16 protein-coding genes and 1 other annotated feature are annotated in these 16977 nt (G+C 44.1%); of the genes, 6 read left to right on the forward strand and 10 right to left on the reverse strand.

Going from position 1 to position 16977, the window contains the following annotated elements; translation table 11 throughout:
• Positions 1-61 precede the first annotated feature (61 nt).
• A complete protein-coding gene (ezrA, locus tag NYE20_RS16110) occupies positions 62-1750 on the reverse strand; it encodes a septation ring formation regulator EzrA (protein ID WP_003229320.1) in 1689 nt (562 codons plus the stop codon).
• A 196-nt stretch (positions 1751-1946) separates the two neighbouring features.
• Here ezrA and hisJ point away from each other — a divergent pair, with 196 nt between their 5' ends.
• Positions 1947-2753: a histidinol-phosphatase HisJ gene (gene hisJ / locus NYE20_RS16115; RefSeq protein ID WP_021480315.1), complete on the forward strand. Its 807-nt coding sequence runs from the start codon at positions 1947-1949 to the stop codon at positions 2751-2753.
• Here the strand turns inward: hisJ and refZ are convergent.
• Positions 2750-3373, reverse strand: coding sequence for a transcriptional regulator RefZ (gene refZ / locus NYE20_RS16120; RefSeq protein WP_014477663.1), 624 nt, complete (start codon positions 3371-3373; stop codon positions 2750-2752). The two genes, hisJ and refZ, sit on opposite strands and share 4 nt — an antisense overlap.
• A 126-nt stretch (positions 3374-3499) precedes the next feature.
• Here refZ and NYE20_RS16125 point away from each other — a divergent pair, with 126 nt between their 5' ends.
• On the forward strand, positions 3500-3991 hold the full coding sequence (locus NYE20_RS16125) for a GAF domain-containing protein (protein ID WP_014477664.1): 492 nt from the start codon (positions 3500-3502) through the stop codon (positions 3989-3991).
• Between the two features lie 37 nt (positions 3992-4028).
• Here NYE20_RS16125 and NYE20_RS16130 read toward each other — a convergent pair whose 3' ends face one another.
• Entirely contained in the window at positions 4029-5768 is a 1740-nt protein-coding gene (locus tag NYE20_RS16130; protein ID WP_070547637.1) for a diguanylate cyclase, read from the reverse strand.
• A 294-nt stretch (positions 5769-6062) separates the two neighbouring features.
• Here NYE20_RS16130 and rpsD point away from each other — a divergent pair, with 294 nt between their 5' ends.
• Positions 6063-6665: a 30S ribosomal protein S4 gene (gene rpsD / locus NYE20_RS16135; RefSeq protein ID WP_003229304.1), complete on the forward strand. Its 603-nt coding sequence runs from the start codon at positions 6063-6065 to the stop codon at positions 6663-6665.
• 21 nt (positions 6666-6686) lie between these two features.
• Here rpsD and NYE20_RS16140 read toward each other — a convergent pair whose 3' ends face one another.
• The 3 genes from NYE20_RS16140 to acsA form a co-directional block, all read right to left on the reverse strand.
• Complete coding sequence (locus NYE20_RS16140) at positions 6687-6815, reverse strand: hypothetical protein (RefSeq protein WP_015714524.1); 129 nt, start codon at positions 6813-6815, stop codon at positions 6687-6689.
• 129 nt (positions 6816-6944) lie between these two features.
• Positions 6945-8213 carry a tyrosine--tRNA ligase gene (gene tyrS / locus NYE20_RS16145; protein WP_003229300.1) on the reverse strand — a complete coding sequence of 423 codons (1269 nt, stop codon included), beginning with the start codon at positions 8211-8213 and terminating at the stop codon, positions 6945-6947.
• 50 nt (positions 8214-8263) lie between these two features.
• Positions 8264-8500, reverse strand: a binding site (T-box leader).
• Positions 8501-8554: 54 nt separating this feature from the next.
• The gene (acsA, locus tag NYE20_RS16150) at positions 8555-10273 is read right to left on the reverse strand and encodes an acetate--CoA ligase (RefSeq protein ID WP_004399030.1); all 1719 of its coding nucleotides are present in this window, start codon (positions 10271-10273) and stop codon (positions 8555-8557) included.
• 160 nt (positions 10274-10433) lie between these two features.
• Here acsA and acuA point away from each other — a divergent pair, with 160 nt between their 5' ends.
• The 3 genes from acuA to NYE20_RS16165 are packed head-to-tail and all read left to right on the forward strand — an operon-like array spanning position 10434 to position 12897.
• Positions 10434-11066, forward strand: a complete 633-nt coding sequence (gene acuA / locus NYE20_RS16155) for an acetoin utilization protein acetyltransferase AcuA (RefSeq protein WP_014480567.1) — start codon at positions 10434-10436, stop codon at positions 11064-11066.
• A 26-nt stretch (positions 11067-11092) separates the two neighbouring features.
• Positions 11093-11737: an acetoin utilization AcuB family protein gene (locus tag NYE20_RS16160; protein ID WP_064670898.1), complete on the forward strand. Its 645-nt coding sequence runs from the start codon at positions 11093-11095 to the stop codon at positions 11735-11737.
• Positions 11734-12897 (forward strand): acetoin utilization protein AcuC, encoded by a 1164-nt coding sequence (locus tag NYE20_RS16165; protein ID WP_161621732.1) that lies wholly within the window; start codon positions 11734-11736, stop codon positions 12895-12897. Before NYE20_RS16160 ends, NYE20_RS16165 begins: the two co-directional genes overlap by 4 nt.
• A gap of 10 nt (positions 12898-12907) precedes the next feature.
• On the opposite strand, the gene motS is transcribed toward NYE20_RS16165, so the two are convergent.
• The 4 genes from motS to NYE20_RS16185 form a co-directional block, all read right to left on the reverse strand.
• A complete protein-coding gene (gene motS / locus NYE20_RS16170; protein WP_003229290.1) occupies positions 12908-13636 on the reverse strand; it encodes a flagellar motor protein MotS in 729 nt (242 codons plus the stop codon).
• Positions 13626-14444, reverse strand: coding sequence for a flagellar motor protein MotP (gene motP / locus NYE20_RS16175; RefSeq protein ID WP_014477672.1), 819 nt, complete (start codon positions 14442-14444; stop codon positions 13626-13628). The genes motS and motP overlap by 11 nt, the downstream gene beginning before the upstream one ends.
• A gap of 62 nt (positions 14445-14506) precedes the next feature.
• Positions 14507-15511 carry a catabolite control protein A gene (gene ccpA, locus NYE20_RS16180; RefSeq protein WP_003229285.1) on the reverse strand — a complete coding sequence of 335 codons (1005 nt, stop codon included), beginning with the start codon at positions 15509-15511 and terminating at the stop codon, positions 14507-14509.
• Between the two features lie 275 nt (positions 15512-15786).
• A complete protein-coding gene (locus NYE20_RS16185) occupies positions 15787-16863 on the reverse strand; it encodes a bifunctional 3-deoxy-7-phosphoheptulonate synthase/chorismate mutase (protein ID WP_003223454.1) in 1077 nt (358 codons plus the stop codon).
• Between the last annotated feature and the right edge of the window lie 114 nt (positions 16864-16977).

The following is a 16977-nucleotide window of genomic DNA, read 5'->3' on the forward strand; positions in this document are numbered from 1 at the left end:
TTGTAATGAAAAAAAGAGCCTGCTCATTACACTGCGGGCTCTTTTTCATGGTCGTGATTATCTAAGCGGATATGTCAGCTTTGATTTTTTCAACTGCACCTGGCGCAGCCTTTTCTACAGCGGCAGCTGCAATTTCATAAGAGTCGTCATAATCAAAAGCATAAAAACGTCTTTCCGCTTCTTTCAGCTGTTCTGATAAAATGTGATTTTGGCTTCTGAACCGGTTTCCGAACTGAATGATTTTTTCAATGAGGATGACCTGCTCGACAAGTTCCTCTGATTCCCGGCTTGCCCTGTTGACGATATCTTCTGCTTGTTTCAAATGGGCTCCGGCTTCTTCCATATTTAATGGAAGTTCGTTTAGTTGATTGACTGTTTCTTGAATATGATGATGCGCGTTCTCCAGCATCTCTTGAATATGGCTCGGAATGCCTGGAATGTTGCTAGTCTTCAGCAGTCTAGCTGTCTCAGAAATTGTTTTTTTCAAATTGCTGAGCGTCTCCCTCGCCTGAAGCTCTTCTTTTCTCAGCGCTTGCAGGTTTTCACGATACTCGGCATGCTCTTTTTTCACTTCTTCAATTTGCTTCTCTATTGAAGCAACTTCTTCTACTAAAAGTGAGTAGGCGACATGCTCTGCATCGAGCTTATCTTTAACGGATGATAGCAGCTTCCCAATTTCATCAAGGCGCTTTTCAAAAGCCTGCTGTTTGCCGAGCTCACCGGCTGTCAGCCTGTAGCTTTCCTTCACCAGCTCAGTTTCCGCTTTCGTATGCTCTTTCTCTTCTTTAAGCTTATCGTAAGCAATAATCAATTCAGGCATTTTGCTTAGTACGGATTGACCGGCTTCAACTTCGCCCTCCAGCTGCTGATAAACAGATTGAATATTTTCGTCAATGAGCTGCAGGATTGCGGACGCTTCATCAATATCCAGCTCAGTCATCAGGACATGTTCCGCTCGTTTCAGCTGGTTTGACAGATTTTCTAATTCCTTATCAAGCTGGATATGCTCAAGCTTGTACCCTTTTTCTTTCATTTCGCCATAGCCATCCTTGAGCTTTGCAATCTGTCCGGGCACCGTCTGTTTACAGTCAGCTAACAGCTTCGGCACATCATCTATGTATGACTGAAGCCGTTCAAGATTGCGGTCCTGCTCAAGCAGTACTTTTCGTGCAGTAATATAGTTTCCGCCTTCTGTTTCTTCTTCAAATTGTTTGATGCCGCTCCAAATTTCGTCCAGATCCTTTTCAAGGCTGTCATAAAGCTCCCCGTAAAGGTGGCTGTAAGCCAGCAGGTTTTTTCGAGATTTCGAATAGCGCTCCCTCACCTGTTCAATCTCTTCACGGCTCTTTTCCTCACTTGTGACAAGATCGCTGATTTCCCGAAGAATCTTTTCAATGCTTGATTCAGCCGCTGTCAGCAGGTCGTCGATATGAACGAGCACTTGATTGGCCTTTTTAAACCGGTATTTGTCTGCATTTTCCTCGGCATCATAAAGGAGCTCTTCAACTTTCGGCATGTGGGCTGTGACAATCTCGTCCCATTCTTCACGCCACTTCTCAAAGAACTCTTCTGTCTGACCCGTCATTTTTAAATGTTTTATTTTAGACATTTCTTCCACGATCGACCGATTCAGAATTTCAATCTTCCACGATTCCAGCCGGTCGATTTCGGCGTAGATTTTTTTCCTGAAAAAGTAGCCTGCCGCAAACAGCGCAAGCAGTACAATTAATAATCCAATGACAAACTCCATAATGAGCCCCCTTGCTGTTTACCTTAATCTGTCAGGGTGTTTTATTTATTCAGAAAGATTTCAGGATATGTATTGAGAAAAACTGTCGTTTTCATTGTTATTATGATACCATGTAACAAACATTTTTTGACCAGAAATCAAAAACTTTTTGTGCAAAATCGGCAGGATTTGACTATTTTTTCATGGGGTGACATCAATGCAAAAGCGAGACGGACATATTCACACACCATTTTGCCCTCACGGCTCCAATGACACACTCAGACAATATGCAGAAGAAGCCTTAAAAAAAGGGTTCGAATCGATTACTTTTACCGAACACGCCCCATTGCCGCCCTCTTTTACCGATCCCACGCCGCTGAAAGACAGCGCGATGGCGCAAGCTTCTTTGGAACGCTATATTCATGAAATTTCCGGATTAAAAAAAGAATATCGCGGACAGCTTAGCATACGGACAGGGCTTGAAGTCGATTATATCGCTGAATTTGAAGACGAAATTACATTATTTCTGGACACATACGGGCCATATTTAGATGACAGCATCTTATCCGTTCATTTTTTGCGCACAGACTCTTCCTATCTATGCCTTGATTATGACGAGCATACCTTCAAAGAGCTGATTTCAGCCTGCGGAAGCATTGAAGCGGTATATGAACAATATTACCGGAGTGTCTATTCTTCCATTGTAGCATCTCTCGGCGTTTATAAGCCAAAAAGAGTCGGTCACATCACACTCGTCCAAAAATTCATCAAGCTGTTTCCATACAGCATGTCAGAGCATATTCGCGGCCTCGTTTCCCTGTGCTTAAATGCCATTGAAGAAAACGGAATGGAGCTCGACTTCAATACTTCCGGCTTAAGAAAAACTTACGCTGGCGGTATTTATATCGAGGATTGGATGCTGAATGAAGCGAAGCAAAAGAAGATCCCGCTTGTGTTTGGGTCTGATGCCCATCAAGCGGGAGATGTCGGATATGCGTATGAGGCGTTTTTGGAACGGTGCTAATTGGTGAGCGCCACGTCTCCTGTCCGAAAGACGCTTCTGATCCAAATCTTGATTTCTTCAAAATACATTTTATAAAAATACGGCTCGTGCGGCTGCATGTAGAGTACTTCTGAAATATATTGAGGCTGGAGATAGGGCATCATCAAGAGAGATTTTAATTGGAGAATAAAATGAGGCAGCGGCAGCGTTAAATATTCACGCTGTTTTTCTCCTTCCTCAATGATCAGCTGGAAGATATACTTTTCCTTCATTAGATATGTCGACATAATTTCCCTGATTAATGTGGAGTCAATTGTGACTTCCCGGTAGACAAAACGAGTTAATTGACGATGATTATGCTGATAGGATAAAATATCGAAAACCAATTGAAGAAGCTGTTCCTGCGTGCTTTGAGAAGAGATATTGCTTGCCGCTGTTTCAAGCGTTTTGCTGTAGCCTTCGTAAAACTCTGAAACTAAGTGTTCCATCAAGCCTCCTTTGCCTTTAAAATAGTAGGAGATGTGCGCAACATTTACATCAGCTGACTTTGCGATTTCACGGACAGACGTGCCAGAAAATCCTTTTTGGTTAAAAAGCATGACAGCAGATTCAATAATTTTGTCTTTGGTGCTTACTTTCATACGGCTCACTCCTTCCTCTTGATACTATTCAAGCAGAAAGCCGCTGTTCCTGTAAGAACTTATCGACAAATGCCGGCAGAAAAGCCGGAACTTTGTTTTATATTATAGAAAAAGTGAGGGTTTTCCATGTTCCATGTCGAAAAACAATCTGGAGATAAAGAAAAAGACTATCAGCTTCTGCTAAAACAGCTCGAAGCCATGACCGAAGACGAAACAGACCAAATAGCTAACTATGCAAATGCCTCAGCACTGCTGTATCATTCGCTGCCTGAAGTCAACTGGGCGGGTTTCTATTTTGCCAAAGAAGAGGATGGACAGCTTGTGTTAGGTCCGTTCCAAGGCCTGCCGGCATGTGTTCGGATTCCTTTCGGCAGAGGGGTTTGCGGCACAGCGTACGCAAACGGAAAAGTGGAACGTGTTGAGGATGTAAACGCGTTTCCGGGACATATCGCCTGCGATGCAGCGTCTCAATCAGAAATTGTGCTTCCGATTCGTGTAGACGGAAAAATTGTCGGCGTCTTGGACATCGACAGCCCAGTGAAAAACCGTTTCGACGAAATTGATGAAAAATACTTAACTCAATTTGCCGAAACGCTAGAAAAAGCGTTAGCGCAGTAATATAAAAGCCCAAAACTGATATCGTTTTGGGCTTTTTTTATTTTATTGAGTCATGAATCATCAAGCGGTTTTTCCCGCTCCGTTTCGCGCTGTAGAGCGCTTCATCTGCCTCATGCACAAGCTCTTTCAGCGACTTTTTTGTTTCTGTCGTCCAGCAGGAGATACCGCAGGAAATGGTTACCTCGGGTTTCGTATTTTTTCTGACCGCATAAACCAGTCGCTCAGTAATCCGTTTCCCCACTGCAACCGGCACATTCGGCAAATAAATCGCCAGCTCCTCGCCTCCCCAGCGGGCACCAACATCATGCTTTCGGATGTTGCTTTTAATCACTGAAGCGACTTGAATTAAAATCTCGTCCCCAGTCTGATGGCCGTACGTATCATTTACATTTTTAAAATTATCAATATCAACAAGAATAAAAACACCCTTTTGGTGGATTTTCATGCTGTATTGAATTTTTTCATCTAAATACACTCGTGAATACAGTTCAGTCAGCTGATCTGTTTTCACAAGGTGCTCAAGACGGTCGCGAAGCATTGAATTGGTTACAGCCAGTGTCGCGTGATGAATCAGCGCCTGAAACAGCTTGTACATTTCAAATGTAAAAGCGTACAGCTCCTGTTTCAATAAAACCGCAAAGCCCAGAAGCCGGTCGTTTTGAATCATCGGAGCAGCCATCAGCGAGCCGTACCCCGCCTTCCCAAAAACAGACTGGCCATTCCCGATGAAAACCCCTTTTTCACCTTCATACAGCTTTTCTTTCAGCTCATTATAAAAATCTGACGGTTTCGCTTCTTTAAAAAATGCTGTGCTGCCTGGAAGCAATGTTAGGTTTTCAAAATGGTCTATATGAAAAAATCCCACTTCTTCTGCCTGAAACGATTCTGCCATTCTCACAGCCAGATCATTCATTGTATCAGTCAGTGTCAGCCGCTGATTCAGGCGGCGTGATGTTTCATTAATCAATTCCAAATTTGCGATGCTTGCTTTGGATTGTTCGTAGAGCTGGGCATTTTCAAACGCTTTTCCCGCCGCGTTTGCTAACAGCGACATTTCATCAAGGCAGGCATCAGTAAGAAAGCTGTCACCCGTTCCCTCAGCCTTCAACACCCCGTATGTGCCCTGCTGTCCTTTGATCGGAATATAGGCGACAGATTCATTTTTCCGCAAAATGTCTCCGGACAAATACACTTTGAGCGCAAAGGAATCGGATTTTTCCCCTTCCATATACAGCTCTTTTGCAGGTATCCCTAAACATTGGTCTTGATCGTGCGATATAAATAAAGAAAACTCAAAAAGAGAAAATGTGCTGGTCAAGCTTTCTAAAAGCTGCTTCAGCACATCTGTCTGATCAAGCAGTGAATGGAACAGCTCTGTCATTTTGTATATCTTTCTTTGGTAGATCGTTTTGTTATAGAGTCTTTCCTGTTTCATCGACTGGTTTAAAAATGAAGCAACCACGTCCGGAAGCCCTTCAGGAATCTCTTCATCCTGCCTGCACGCAAGATGGAAACGCCTGCCGGAGCCGTCCTCAATCAGATAACATGAAGCGTTTATTTTTGAAGCGGAAAAACGCGCTTCACCATCTGCCAGTTTTGTCACAAAGTCTGATGGTGACGGTGTAAGCGAAACACAAAGGGTTGAAAAATAGGTTTGAATAGCCGAAGTCAGCCATATGAAAGAGTCGGTGAATGTGACTTTTTCAGATTTGGTTAATAAAAAATCGAGCATATGATAATGAAAGGCGGATAATTGATCTTTAGTTTGTTCTACCATGTTTTTATCACCTAAAAGTTTACCACTAATTTTTGTTTATTATATCATAAACGGTGAAGCAATAATGGAGGAATGGTTGACTTCAAAACAAATAAATTATATAATGACCTTTGTGTGAAATATTGCAGCCTTTTTGTTCAGCTTCTATGTTTTCATTTTGTTCCTTATCAATAAGGTGTATCGTGTAACTCTCTGCTGCTGGAGCGAGGATACATGAAAACAAAATGTGCATGGTCGAATAGAGCAGACGGTTTTTATTTTCCACAAAAATAAAACCAAAGGAGGAGTCACATTATGGCTCGCTATACAGGTCCATCTTGGAAACTGTCCCGCCGTCTAGGAATCTCTCTTAGCGGTACAGGAAAAGAATTAGAAAAACGCCCTTACGCTCCAGGTCCCCACGGTCCAGGACAACGTAAAAAATTATCAGAATACGGTTTGCAATTGCAAGAAAAGCAAAAGCTTCGTCACATGTACGGTGTAAACGAACGTCAATTCCGCACTTTGTTTGACAAAGCTGGCAAACTAGCTGGTAAACACGGTGAAAACTTCATGATTCTTTTAGATTCTCGTCTTGATAACGTTGTGTACAAGCTAGGTTTAGCACGTACTCGCCGTCAAGCTCGCCAATTGGTTAACCACGGTCACATTCTTGTAGACGGAAGCCGCGTTGACATCCCGTCTTACCTTGTGAAACCTGGTCAAACAATCGGTGTTCGCGAAAAATCAAGAAACCTTTCTATCATCAAAGAATCTGTTGAAGTGAACAACTTCGTTCCTGAATACCTTACTTTCGACGCTGAAAAGCTTGAAGGTACTTTCACTCGTCTTCCTGAGCGTTCTGAACTTGCTCCGGAAATTAACGAAGCGCTTATCGTTGAGTTCTACTCTCGTTAATCGTTTTAAAAACCCCTGCCGCTATGCGGTCGGGGTTTTTTTATCGTCTGTTTCGTCATTCGCCTCTTGCTGGCCAACACTATCTTGCGCCTGCTGATCCCAGTAATCCTGCTGCAGCCGTTCTTTTGCAATCGTACACATGAGATTCACACTTTAGCGCTCCTTTCATTTAAAAGGTGGTGATTGGTCGTGTTTGCCCTATCTAATATACTCTTTTCCTTTCATTCCTATGCGGTAAACAAAAAGATCCTTTGCCTTCAGTGGCAAAGGATCTTTTTCTTATTTATACGTCACAAGGAAGTATTTTTTCTTCCCGCGGCGCAGAACAGTAAATTGGTTTTCGATACGGTCTTCACCTGATAGGGTATAATTTATTTCCGTCTGTCGTTCACCGTTAATGTAAACAGCTCCGTTTTGAATGTCTTCACGCGCTTGGCGTTTAGAAGGAGATAATTTAGATTGCACCAACACATCTACAAGTGAAAGCTCTTGGGTGCTGTCAACTTCCATAGAAGGAACATCTTTAAAGCCTACTTTTACGTCTTGAGCGGAAAGCTCTTTAATATTGCCGCTGAACAGCGCTTGGGAGATGTTGATGGCTTGCTCCAGCGCCTCGCGTCCGTGAACAAGTGATGTCACTTCTTCTGCTAGGCGTTTTTGCGCTTCACGTTTTTCTGGCGCCGTTTCTGTTTTTTCAGCGTACGCTTCAATTTCCTCTTTTGAAAGGAACGTAAAGTATTTCAAGTATTTGACAACGTCACGGTCGTCTGTGTTGATCCAGAATTGATAGAATTCATATGGCGATGTTTTTTCTTTATCAAGCCAGATCGCGCCGCCTTCCGTTTTTCCGAACTTCGTGCCGTCTGCTTTTGTGACAAGCGGAATCGTTAGGCCGAACGCTTTTGCTCCTTCTTCTTCTGATTTTCTGATCAGTTCAAGACCCGCTGTGATGTTGCCCCACTGATCGCTTCCGCCGATTTGCAGTTTACAGTTTTTGTCTCTGTAAAGATTTAAGAAATCATAAGATTGAAGAATCATGTAGCTGAATTCCGTGTACGAGATGCCGGATTCAATTCTTGAGCTGACCGTATCTTTTGCCAGCATGTAATTGATGCCGAAATTTTTACCAACGTCACGAAGGAAATCGATCACATTCATTTTGCCGATCCAGTCAAAGTTGTTCGCGATGACAGCTGGGTTTTCTGCTGCTTCAAAATCTAGAAATCTGGACAGCTGGTTTTTGATTTTTTGGGACCATTCGGATACGATGTCAGCAGTGTTTAATGTACGCTCTGCTTTTTTTCCGCTTGGATCACCGATGAGGCCCGTCGCGCCGCCCACAAGCGCAATCGGATGATGCCCTGCAAGCTGAAAACGGCGAAGTGTTAAAATAGGCAGCAGGTGTCCGATATGCAAGCTGTCTGCTGTCGGGTCAAAGCCTGAGTACAAGCGGATTTTTTCTTCATTCAGCTGTTTATTTAATCCTTCTTCATCTGTCATTTGCTGAATCAATCCGCGGAAGGATAAGTCTTCAAGTAAGTTAGTCATAAGATAAAGCTCCTTTTTTGATTAAAATAAAAAACGCCCCTTCGTTTACACGAAGGGACGATTGATTATCGCGGTACCACCCTACTAATAAGAGAATGCAAACATTCGTCTTATCACTTTGCCTGATAACGGATCAGGTCCGTTCTTTCACTACTGAAAGCCTGGCCGGCTTTGTTTGCAAAAGCGGTTCATGAGTGTATTCGATATATCCGTCTGTGCTGATTTTCACCGGCCATCAGCTCTCTGGAACGTAAGGATATTCTACTTGTCTCAATCTTTACCTTTTCATATGAAGCTATATCATTTTTAACATAAATAAAATCCTGTGTCAACGCCGCCTTTTAATCCTCCATTGTTGACAGATCTCCAGCCGGCAGATTAAGCTCCCATGCCTTCAGCACGCGCCTCATGATCTTTCCGCTTCGGGTTTTCGGAAGCTTATCTTTAAATTCGATCTCACGCGGAGCCGCATGGGCTGCAAGACCCTGCTTTACAAATAGGCGGATCTCTTCTTTCAGTTTATCAGACGGCTCAAATCCTTCCCTGAGTGCAATAAAAGCTTTAATGATTTCTCCACGCACCGGGTCAGGCTTTCCGATTACGCCTGCTTCTGCAATAGCCGGATGTTCGACAAGCTTGCTTTCCACTTCAAATGGGCCGACGCGCTCACCGGAGGTCATGATGACGTCATCAACTCTGCCTTGGAACCAAAAGTATCCCTCTTCATCCATGTAAGCAGAATCCCCAGACACATACCAGCCGCCCGGCATGAAATACGATTCATACTTTTCAGGGTTATTCCAAATGGTATGCATCATGGAAGGCCAGCCCTTTTTGATGGCGAGATTGCCCATTCGGTACGGCGGAAGCTCGTTGCCTTGATTGTCAACGATCGCTGCCTCCACTCCTGGAATCGGCTTACCCATTGAACCCGGTTTAATATCCATGCAAGGATAGTTGCAGATAAGCTGACTGCCCGTTTCTGTCATCCACCATGTATCATGAATTCGTTTGTTAAAAACTTTATGTCCCCATCTGATGACTTCCGGATTTAGCGGCTCACCGACACTGAGCACATGCCGGAGTGAAGTTAGATCATATTTCGCAGCCATTTCATCTCCCGCTCCCATCAGCATCCGAAAAGCGGTCGGCGCGCTGTACCAGACATTGACGCCAAGCTGTTCAATCGTACCATACCAGCTTTCCGGGCTGAAACGTCCGCCGACGATGACATTTGTCGCTCCGTTCAGCCACGGTGCAAAAATGCCGTATACCGTACCTGTCACCCATCCTGGATCAGCCGTGCACCAATAAATGTCTTCTTCCTTTAAATCAAGGACCCACTTTCCTGTTTGATATTGCTGAATCATCGCTTCATGGACATGCAGCACGCCCTTTGGCGTACCAGTGGAACCTGATGTATAGTGAAGCAGAAAGCCGTCTTTTTTATCCATCCATTCGATATCCAGTCTTGTGCTTTCCTGTTTCGCTGCTTCATCATAATTGATGATATTCGTGCCGCTCTCAGCCTCTCCCCCGACTACGAAGACATGCTGCAAGTGAGGCAGTTTGTCTACCGGTATTCTCTCCAGCAGCTCAGGTGTTGTGACAACAACCTTTGCCTCACTGTTTTCAAGCCGGTCTTTCACCGCTCCCTCCATAAATGCTTCGAACAGCGGCCCGGCGATGGCGCCAATTTTGATTGCGCCAAGCATAATAAAATAAAGCTCGGGTGATCTCGGCATAAAAATAAAAACGCGGTCCCCTTTTTCCACATTTCCATACCGTCTCAGCACATTCCCGGCTCTGTTTGATTCTTCCTTCATTTCTTTAAATGTGTATTTTTCATCCCTTTTTGCGTCTTTATAATAAAGCGCTACTTTGTTTTTTCGAAACGATTCGGCATGGCGGTCAATCGCTTCATACGCCGCATTCAGTTTCCCTGTCTCATGCCAAGAGAAATGTTTCTCTGCCTCGGCCCAATCAAAATGCCGGTACGTTTCTTCATAGTTTTTTAAGTTATGATCCCCCTCTATTGCTGGTAACGCTTTCAAATTCATGCCCAAACATCCCCCTTTGCTGAAGTTGTCACAATTATTATAGTATATATTCATATTCTTCTCAATTTTTAAAATATAAACCATGTTGAAAACGCTTTATAATTTGGTATTCTTAAAGAAGGCATGTATTTTTGATAAGAATTGATGGGACGGTGAATTAGTGGAACATCATAAAACATACCATTCAGCAAACATCAAAACAGCAACCGGCTCTTTACTGATAGAAGGGCCTGTCTCTCCAGAGGATTTGGCAGGTTATGAGTTTCATAAAGATTTAACCGCATTTCGCCCGCCTCGCGAGCAGCATGAAGCGCTAGTCGACATTGCAGGCCTTCCCGAAGGGCGCATTATTATTGCCAGAGACGGCCGAACCATTATCGGCTATGTCACGTATTTATATCCTGACCCGCTCGAAAGATGGTCTGAAGGAAATATGGAGGATTTGATTGAGCTCGGAGCCATCGAAGTAGCGCCGGACTATCGGGGATGCGCTGTCGGAAAGACGCTCCTGACCGTCAGCATGATGGATGAACAAATGGAAAACTACATTGTGATGACGACAGAATATTACTGGCATTGGGATTTAAAAGGGATGAAAAAAGATGTGTGGGAATACAGAAAGATCATGGAAAAGATGATGAATGCAGGCGGATTGGTCTGGTTTGCAACGGATGAGCCGGAGATCAGCTCCCACCCTGCAAACTGTCTGATGGCCCGCATTGGAAAAAACGTCAGCCAAGAATCAATTGAGCAATTTGACAGGCTCCGTTTTTATCATCGTTATATGTATTAACTGACACTGGCAAAGGGGAAAAAATAATGATTGTTGAGCAAATCATGAAAAGAGATGTCATTACATTAACGAAGACGGATACGCTTGAAACAGCAATATGCAAACTGAAGGAATTCCATATCAGGCATCTGCCTGTTGTAGATGAAGAACGACACGTGATCGGCATGATTACAGACAGAGACATGAAACAGGCCAGCCCGAGTATTTTTGAAGAAAACAAACGAAGCCTATTTCTCACACGAAGCGTAGATTCAATTATGAAAAAGGATGTTGTCTGCGCCCATCCGTTAGATTTTGTCGAAGAAATATCAGCCGTGTTCTACGAGCATGGCATCGGCTGCCTTCCAGTGGTACACCATCAAAAATTAATGGGCATTTTAACAAAAACCGATTTGCTGCGGACGTTTGTCAAATTGACAGGTGCTGACCAGCCGGGATCGCAAATTGAGATAAAAGTAAACGACATCACCAAAAGCCTCGCTGAGATCAGCAGTCTTTGCCAAGACCTTCAAGTGAAAATATTAAGCGTGCTTGTTTATCCGCATGACGATCCCGGTGTAAAAGTGCTTGTCTTCCGTGTAAAAACGATGAATCCGCTGCCGTTTTTGCAGGCATTACAAAGAAATGGACACCACGTCGTATGGCCGTCAGAGCAAAGGGACCTGCTATGAGAGACAGTGTATTTATCTATTCTCCATCCTACCAAACCTATATGTTTCATCAGGAGCATCCCTTTAATCAGCAGCGGGTTCTGTTAACATATGATTTGCTTAAGACGATCAATGCCTTTGATGATGGAGACATTGTCACCCCCAGACTCGCTTCAGAAGAGGAGCTTTCCCTTGTCCACACGGACGATTACATTCAGGCCGTAAAGCTTGCGGGCGCCGGAAAGCTTCCCGCTGAAGAAGGAGAAAGCTACGGGCTCGGCACTGAAGACACACCCGTCTTTGCCGGCATGCACGAAGCGGCATCACTCTTGGCAGGCGGCACTTTAACGGCCGCAGACTGGGTCATGTCAGGACAAGCCCTGCATGCGGCAAACCTTGGCGGAGGGCTTCATCACGGCTTTCGCGGGAGAGCTTCAGGGTTTTGCATATATAATGACAGCGCTGTGGCGATTCAATATATCCAGAAAAAATACAGATCCAGGGTACTTTATATTGATACCGACGCCCACCACGGGGACGGTGTGCAATTTACCTTTTACGATAATCCTGACGTATGCACGCTGTCCATTCATGAAACAGGAAGGTATTTATTCCCTGGAACCGGTCAGATCCAAGAAAAAGGCAGCGGAAAAGGATATGGCTATTCCTTTAATATCCCGCTTGACGCTTTTACAGAGGATGATTCTTTTCTTGAGGCTTACCGGACAGCAGCTTCAGAAGTCGCCGCTTATTTCAAGCCCGATGTCATTATCAGCCAAAACGGCGCCGATGCCCATTACTACGACCCGCTGACGCATTTATCAGCAACAATCAATATATACGAAGAAATCCCCCGTCTTGCACACACTTTGGCTCATCAATATTGCGGAGGGAAATGGATTGCAGTCGGAGGCGGCGGATATGATATTTGGCGTGTCGTGCCCCGCGCCTGGGCCAGAATATGGCTTGAAATGAAGGGAATTGACCCGGGACACGAGATCCCGCCGGAATGGATTGCTAAATGGCAAAAACAATGCCCCGTGGCCCTTCCGTCGAGCTGGAGCGATCCGGCTGATTTATATCCTCCGATTCCCCGCAAGCCTGAAATCACAGAAAAAAATGCCCAAACTGTCAGCAAAGCATTATATGCGATACGTTCTGAACAGCAAAGAACAAAGTAAAAAACGACCTTTACGAAGAGGTCGTTTTTGATTTTTTAATCACTATTTCCACACGCCGATTTTCCTTCATGTGTTCATTTGTCTTGTTATCCTTCACCGGCTTTGTATCCGCATAACCGACAGCAATAAAGCGCTTGGAGGGAAGCTTCTCTTTAGACGTGAAGTATTGAATCACTCCACTTGCCCGTGCTGCTGATAGCTCCCAGTTCGACGGGTATCGGTATGTCGAAATGTTTCGGCTGTCTGTATGCCCCTCCACCTGAATGTCATTTGGAATGGTTTGAAGAAGAACGGCAATTTGGTGAAGAAGTGTTTCGGCATTTTTCAGCACCTTTGCCTCACCTGTATCAAACAGCACAGCCTCCTGAAGAACGAGCACGACACCGCGTTCATCCCGTTTGGCTGTCATTTGGGCCTTTAAATGATTGTCTTTTATATATGTATTTACTTTCTTGAGAAGCTGATCCTGCTGATCCTCTTGCTTCTTCGTATCAGATGGGGATGTATTCTTTTTTTCTATGGATGTTTGGTCCGGCTGAAGCCCGTTGCCTTCCTTCTGGATCGAGTCCACTGCCGCTTTAAATTTTTGCAGATCGATTTGGGACATCGAAAAGAGTAAAATAAAGAACACAAGGATCAAGGTGATCAAATCTGTAAAGGTTACCATCCAGCTGGATGAAGATTGACTGTTTTTTCCGCTTCCATTCCTTCTTTCAAAACGTTCTCTTCTAAGCTTCATGTACAGATCCCTTTTTTGTTTTTACTTGTTTTGGCTGCTTCTGCCATTCTTCCCGTGAGCTGAAAACGACCAGCTGGCTTTCAAGGTTGCGCGGGTTTTTTCCGGATTGAACACCGATAATCCCTTCCACCATTACCTGCTTGATGAAAATTTCACTTTCTGTTTTCTCTTCAAGCTTAGCCGCGATCGGGTTGAAGACCATATTTGCCAGTAATGAACCATATAAAGTCGTCAGAAGCGCAATGGCCATGTTTGGTCCGAGCATATGCGGGTCGTTTAAGTTTTTGAGCATCAGCACAAGCCCGACGAGTGTTCCGATCATTCCCCACGCCGGAGCGAATTCTCCCGCTTTTTCAAAAACTCGCCGCCCTTTTCGGTGCCGTTCCTCCATTGCTGCGATTTCTGAATCCATGACGAGCCGAATCGTTTCTTCATCCCAGCCGTCAATCGCTAAAAGCAGCCCTTTTTTCAAGAATGGATCTTTGATTTCCCGAGCCTGATCATCCAATGATAAAAGCCCGTGTTTTCGCGCGTGATCGGAAAGGGAAACAAAGGTTTTCACAAGATCTTTCACATTGTCTTCCTGGCGGATGAATGCCTGCTTTAACACAGAGGGCGCTTTTTTCAGCTCTCTTGGCGGAAAACTGATAAAAACAGCGGCGCAAAGTCCCCCTGTTACGATGAAGAAAGAGGTCAGATCAAGAAAAGAGCGGAAACCGCTTACTCCAGATCCCGAAATAATCCCGATAACAATAATAATCGTTCCTAACACAAATCCAACAGGTGTAAGATAATCAAAACGTTTCATCATTTCTCCCCATGAAAAAAGCAAGAATTCACCATAAAGGTGAAGCTTGCTCTTTGTTTTTCTTATGACTTGGTTGACTTTCTAAGCTCTATACGGTGCGGCAGTTCGACGATATGCTCTTCAACCGGCTCTTTATTCATGAGCTTCGTCAGCAGTCTCATCGCAACGGCGCCGATATCATATGTCGGCTGAACAACTGTTGAAAGCTGCGGACGAACCATGAGGCTTAATCTTGTATTATCAAAACCGATAATGTCGAGATCCTCCGGAATGGATAAGCCCTGATCCTGAGCGGCATGGATAATGCCGAGTGCCATTTCATCAGTTGCAGAAAGAATGGCTGTCGGTTTTTTATCCAGGCTCATCAGATGCTGCAGTGCTTCGAGTCCGGAATCATATGTGTAATCCCCTTCAGCTACAAATTGTTCATTAAACGGAAGGTTCGCTTCTTCAAGCGCACGTTTGTAGCCTTGGAGTTTTTTTGAACGGTTGATCGGTTCTGCCATTGGTCCGGAAACGAATGCGATGTCTGTATGTCCTTTATCAACCAAAAGCTTCACAGCATCATAAATCGCCTGTTCGTAATCGATAGCGACTGACGGTGTTTCCTCCTGCTCTTCTACAGAAGCGGCAAGTACAATCGGCACTGGGGAACGCTTAAATTCCGCCACATGCTCGTCCGTAATGTTTCCGCCCATAAACACGATGCCGTCCACTTGTTTGCCGAGCATTGTGTTTAACAAGTGCAGCTCTTTCTCCATGTTTTGGTCAGAGTTGCTCAAAATAATATTGTATTTATACATTGTCGCGATATCTTCAATTCCGCGTGCAAGCTCTGAATAGAAAATGCTTGAGATATCGGGAATGATGACACCTACAGTTGTTGTTTTTTTACTTGCCAGTCCTCTTGCCACCGCGTTTGGACGGTAACCGAGACGTTCAATGGCTTCCAAGACTTTTTTCCTCGTTGTCGGTTTTACATTCGGGTTGCCGTTCACGACACGGGAAACGGTTGCCATGCTTACATTAGCTTCTCTCGCTACATCGTAGATCGTAATATTGCTCATCCTAAAACCACTCCTTTTACTGGATACACTTATCCTTATCTATAGCATAAACACTTTATGTAGAGAAATGTCATAATGTCCGAATTTATGTCGTTTATGATTTGTAAGCGTAAGTCAGTAGTGTACATTATTTTTCATTATTCATCAAATTTAATTACTTCTCATGAAATTATACACGTTTTTATAGATGATGAAAACGTATACTTGGTTTTTATAACTAAATAAACGAGAAAGCATAAAAAAAGGCCGCAGGCGCGGCCTTTTGGATTGTTCAATTAAGCGTTGACTTTCACCATTGGCTTCAGTTCATTCAGCCATTTTTCGAATTCAGGAATCGCCATTTGCTGAGCAGAGTCAGAAAGTGCGACTGACGGATCAGGGTGAACCTCAGCCATTACGCCATCTGCACCGATCGCTAAAGCTGCTTTAGCTGTCGGAAGCAAGAGGTCACGGCGGCCTGTTGAATGCGTAACATCAACAAAGACTGGCAAATGCGTTTCTTGTTTCAAAATCGGCACAGCTGAAATATCCAGCGTGTTTCTCGTTGCTGTTTCATATGTTCTGATTCCGCGCTCACAAAGGATAATTTGGTCATTTCCTTGTGACATGATGTATTCAGCAGCATTGATGAATTCAGAGATCGTTGCAGCAAGACCGCGCTTCAGAAGCACTGGCTTTTTCACGGCGCCGGCCGCTTTCAGCAATTCGAAGTTTTGCATGTTGCGCGCTCCGATTTGAATGACATCAATGTAGTCCAGCGCTTCTTCGATATGAGCCGGAGTTACGATTTCACTGATAACCGCCAGATCAAATTCATCCGCTACACGTTTTAAAATTTGAAGGCCTTCAACACCAAGCCCTTGGAAATCGTATGGGCTCGTACGAGGCTTAAAGGCTCCACCGCGCAAAATTTTAATCCCTTGTTTTTTCGCAGCTGCAGCGACTTCAGCTACCTGCTCATAGCTCTCTACCGCACATGGGCCGACAATGAATCTTTGCTGGCCGTCTCCGATTTTTTCACCTTTGATATCAACAATTGTATCTTCAGGTTTTTTCTTGCGGGAGACAAGCAGCGCTTTGCTGTGATCTTCTTCCTGAAGCTCTAAACCGGCTTTGAATATCTCTTTAAAAATGTGCTGGATGGTTGAATTTTCGAACGGCCCGTCATTGTTTTCAATGATATTGTTTAACATCGTGCGTTCTCTGACAGGGTCAAATCGGTTCACACCCTGTGCTTCCTTCGCTTTACCGATCTCTTTTACAACATTGCCGCGTTCGTTGATTAATTTTAAAATTTGTAGGTTTAATTCGTCTGCTTTCTGCCTTAAAAGCTCTAACTCTGTGTTGCTCATTTTTTTCATCCTTTCCCTGCACATTCATTTTTTATTTTGTAGTTATCATGCATCTTACTATAAGTAATTCCAAATGGAAATACTGAAATACAAAAAATTTTATAAAAACTCTAC

Source organism: Bacillus sp. FSL R5-0416 (assembly GCF_037975425.1).
GTDB lineage: Bacteria > Bacillota > Bacilli > Bacillales > Bacillaceae > Bacillus > Bacillus subtilis.